3 protein-coding genes are annotated in these 4,735 nt (G+C 51.3%); 2 read left to right on the top strand and 1 reads right to left on the bottom strand.

All coding sequences use genetic code 11. The features are described 5' to 3' along the window. On the top strand, positions 1-310 hold a 310-nt coding region (locus Q0294_RS10705; protein ID WP_299464631.1), incomplete at its 5' end, for a hypothetical protein. Between the two features lie 359 nt (positions 311-669). On the opposite strand, the gene Q0294_RS10700 is transcribed toward Q0294_RS10705, so the two are convergent. Next, a complete protein-coding gene (locus Q0294_RS10700; protein ID WP_299464628.1) occupies positions 670-2,613 on the bottom strand; it encodes a PQQ-dependent sugar dehydrogenase in 1,944 nt (647 codons plus the stop codon). Between the two features lie 381 nt (positions 2,614-2,994). Between Q0294_RS10700 and Q0294_RS10695 the strand changes: the two genes are divergently transcribed. Then, a partial coding sequence (locus Q0294_RS10695; protein ID WP_299464624.1) for a hypothetical protein occupies positions 2,995-4,735 on the top strand: 1,741 nt, incomplete at its 3' end.

Below are 4,735 nucleotides of genomic sequence, written 5' to 3'. Positions count from 1 at the left end.
AGAATACAGGTGGAGTCCGTCTCAAGATTCCGGGTATATGGTTCTTGTTGTACAACATGCTTCGGGTACCGGAAAAAAACTGGAAGTTGTTATTTCAGATGACCAAAATATTGTTGTAGAAAACGGGAGTTATTCAATAGAAGTTGGAGATATTAATAAGCTGTTGATTACTCCCAAACTAGTGCAATCGATCATTCGTGATGCTCTCGTACTGGGATGGAGACCAAGAGAATCTGGCCCGCCGGTCGAGCTATCCCTAATTGAAGGTGGCTTTCAGGTTCGACGTGGTTTAGATACTTTCCAACAGTGATCGATAAAACGCTCCTCTGCTATTGAGGTACTTTGTTTGTTGACGTGCGGAGTGGATTCCTGTTCCATTTTATGCGTGATAATCATCCCACCTCGCCAGGCGGGCGGACACATAGGTCCGCACCCTACTTTTAAGACCTCAGGTCGGTTTTAGACGATTCAATTTTTCTACCACGTAATTCACGAAAAGACACGAAAGACAGATTCGGCGATGATTCCACTTTCGTGCTTTTTCGTGTTTTTCGTGGTAGTGAAATTCGAATTCAGATCCAGGTTCCTGTTCTCTGTCGACGTAAACGGCGGCTGGCGCCGTTCCGCTCAGAATCTTGTAGGAATCGTCTGAAATTCTGTGGTTGCTGGCTACTTCTTTTCAAAACGAAAAATGCCTTCGCCCCCTTTGACGGTCTGGACGGTGTAATAGAGTTCGCCCTCTGCGTCGGTGCCGAAGGACATGACGGGGATACCGCCTGCGCTGATTAGCATATTTCGTTTCACTTCGCCGGACTGTTCGTCGTATTCGAGGGCCCAGATTTTGCCCGAGACGAAGTCGGCGTAGACATACATGCCTGCCAGTTCGGGCAGCCGCTTGCCGCGGTAGACGATGCCGCCGGTAATGGATCGGCCCACGCGATGATCGTATTCCCAGATGGGATCGATGAGTTCTGCTTTCGTCGTCTGCGGACGATTACCGAAATTTTGCGTGCCTTCATGAACGCTCCAGCCGTAGTTGCCCCCTTTTTTGATGATGTTGACCTCTTCCCAGAGGTCCTGGCCGACATCGCCGGCGTACAACGTGCCGGTTTTCGGATCGAAGCTCAGACGCCAGACATTCCGCAAGCCGTAAGCGTAAATTTCCGGTTTGGCTTTGGCCTGACCCACAAACGGGTTGTCCGCAGGAACCGCGTAGTTCTTGCCATTCGATGTTTTGTCGATGTCAATTCGTAATATGGAACCGAGCAGGTTTTCGAGGTTCTGTCCGTTGCCCAGCGGGTCGTTGCCGGAACCGCCGTCACCCAGGCCGATATAGAGAAAACCATCGGGACCGAATTCAATTGAGCCGCCGTTATGGTTGCCATAAGGCTGATCGATTTCCATCACGGTTGTTTCACTTTTGGCATCGGCTTTGTTGGGATCATCGGCAGATACCTGAAAGCGGGAGACCTTCGATTTCCGCGGGCTGCCCTCTGCGGAATAGTAGACGAAGAACTGGCCGTTCTGTTTATAGTCTGGATGAAAAGCAAATCCTAACAGGCCTTCTTCGTTGTTCTTTTTCCAGGGAGCGACTTTCGAGGTGATATCGAGAAACAGTTTTGTCTGCTTCGGCGATGTTTTATCGATGACATGAATCATGCCGCGCTGCGTGGCGACAAAAATGCGTCCGCTGCCATCGTTCGCGTGCGTGATGATCATCGGACGCAGCGGGACCACTTTTCCTGTCTCTTCATCGACGGCTTCCCAGCCTTCCCATTTCAATTCCGGGAACGCGGGTACGCCCTGTAATGCCAGCTCTCCATCACTGGGATCTTTGACCGAGTCATCTGCGGGAATTTCTCTGATCTTGATATTCCGGAAGGAGACCAGGTCATTGTGATCCTGCAGGCAGATGTGTCCTTTGGTCGGTTTTCCGAATTTTGGAAATTTGGCAAACTTGCTGGCGGCGACCTGTTTGTTCCAGTCGTCGCTCCCTTTATTGAACCGATAATACAACACGCCGTTCATGATGACTTCGGACTGTTTGGGACCCACTCTGAGAAAGAGGTGGTTCCATTCGCCGGCGGGACGTGTCGCATCGACAACCGCCGGTGTGACTTTTTTACCTTCTGATTCAGCCTGGATCATCCATTTGGGAGTCGCCGGTTTGTAAAGCTGATAGAGCCAGCCTGCTTTCTGCGGGTCGTGGCCGTCGACATTATCCTGAATCTGGACTTCCGGCCCCGTGCGCCAGGGCGTCTGTTCTTCTTCCGTGACATGAAACATCAAGCCGCTGTTACCTGCTTTGGCGATGCGATATTCGAGCGAGATTTCGAAGAATTCGAACTGATCGTCGGTGATAATATCGCCGGCCCCTTTTGCGGAACGGGAGAGGACGCCGTCTTTGATCGTCCAACCATCATTGACGCCTTCCTTCTGGTAGTTCCGCCAGCCGTTGGTGGTTTTGCCGTCGAACAACAGTTTCCAGCCACTTTTCTGTTCCGCCTTCGAAAGTTTGTTTAACGAGTTTTCGGACTTTTCCGCGGCCGTAACCGTCAGAGTCAGACACGCGGACAGCAACAGTGGCAGCAGGGTTTTGGGATTTCGAATCACAGGTGCGCTTCCTTTATGAATCAGCAATCGAGTTAAGTTGGGGGGAATGAGTATCACTTAAAGAGAGAACCATTTAGGGTTCCTACCGTTATCCAACATTTCTTAGCGGGAATCAATTATAAATGCATAAATGTATGCCGACTCTCCAGAATTGTGTGGCATCCGAATGACGTTTTTGTATACTTGCGTCCCGACTGCACACTCAAACATCAATCAATATTCATGAGAGACCGGGAAGGTCGATGGAGTCTGTCCTTTTTCCAGTTCTCTCAAACCAACTCGCAGACAATCAATGGAGTCACAGTTTAAGGGAAGTTGCCCCTTGATCTCGTCTGGCACGAGATCAGATTTCTTGAATTTTTACATGGAGAGGGCCTGAGCATGTCAACCTATGTCAATACGCCGTTTATCATTACCAATAATCAGAGCGAATACCATGAAAATCAAATCTGGGTCTCGTTCGCAGGCAACTTCACCAACACAGGCACAGATCAGACCATCGGAACAAAAGTGATTACGGATTTCACATCCACATGGCGGTCTTTCGGTCTCGCCAGTTTATTAGCGCCTGTTCCCAATCTGCCTTATTTTGGAAAAGCGAATCAATACACATTCTCATTCAATGGATTTTCGGGGCGCATCTATATCAACTACGGCCCCGCGGCACTGACAGCAGCTCCCCCCACTAATAACCCGGGGACCAGCCCGTATCTTGTTTTCGAACCCACGGTTCTGGGGGAAACCTTACCGGCACCGACACCGACTGCCAGTAATATGGACCTGTCTTACGTAGACGGTGTTTCGGCTCCGGCAGCGACGATGATCTGCAATGCCACCACCGGTGCCGCGCTGCAGGCCACCTCGGTGAACCCGGTTTTATCAACCGTCAACATTCTAGCGAATGTCGCAGCCCAGGTCCCCAGCGGCGCTGCCGTGAAGACGGGGCCACCGAATAATCAACTCGTGCGGATCATGTCCTCGACGGCCATACCTACCGCCTACCATGACTGGATCAGTCTGATGACGACGCTGCAGACCACGACGGCCACGAAGCCGCTGAAAGTCTGCAGTTATACCAGTCCGACAACGGGCATCCCAGCCAGCTATGCCTTGAGTGGCGCGCTGTTTGGCTATAGTGGCGGGCAGACTTATAGCCCCCAGGCGACTGGTTTTGAAACGGCACAGAGTTACAACACCACAGCCACATTTACGACGAATCTGAATCCGAAGAATGATCCTGTTCTATCCGGCCAGGGAATCACGAATGGGACCGCCGGCGTTGTGATCAGTGGTTCCGGCAGTGTGACAGGCGCTTTCAGTATCTTTATCACACAGGCTAATTTAAACGCGGGAACAGGCATCTACGGCAACAACCCTCCTTATGTCGTCATGTATACGGCCAATGGAAAAGAAACCGCTTATTCCACCACGGGTATTCAGAATGATCTGGGGGGGAGAGTCGTCGGCGATTTGATGGCAGGCATTGTGTTCGGCTGGTCTGCCAGTACCGTGAATATTGCGGATCATGCTGCTGCGACAAATACCAATTTATACGGAACAACATTCAGTTCAACGACGGTCGGCGGCATCATGACCGGCGAACTGTTTTTTCTGCTCTCCCTCGCGGGGGCCCAGGGAAGGCTGACCGACTGGATCGGGTCTGAGCTGGATTCCAACGCGGATGACTATGATCCATACCTGTATGCGATTGCGAAGAACAGCGATGCTTACGGGAGTGGTTTTACCGATCGCCTGCAAGGTTATTCGAACCCGGATACCTACTGGTACACGGCGAATCCGCCTGCGATCCCGGGGGGAAGCGGCAATTATGAAACGGTGGGTTTTGTCAATTTGATCTTAGGGGATGGGGTCACAGCGGCAATGGATTTCCTGCTGACCAACAACAGTACTCAGAAATTGACGCTCATCAGCAGTAGTCTCATCGGTGCCAGCAGCGCTTCCACACTTGATCTTCCGAAAATAATTCCTGGCAACTCGACTGCGGGGGGTTATGGAACTGAGGTCTCGAAAACTCCTTATCAGGCACTGTGGTCGTATTCACCGGATAACGGTAAAACACTGCTCAGCTTCGAGTGCAACCTTTCCGGCCCGACTGGCATTA

This window comes from uncultured Gimesia sp. (genome assembly GCF_937919775.1).
Taxonomy (GTDB): Bacteria; Planctomycetota; Planctomycetia; order Planctomycetales; family Planctomycetaceae; genus Gimesia.
Note: the sequence above shows the minus strand (reverse complement) of the source record. Positions and strands in the feature narration are given on the sequence as shown.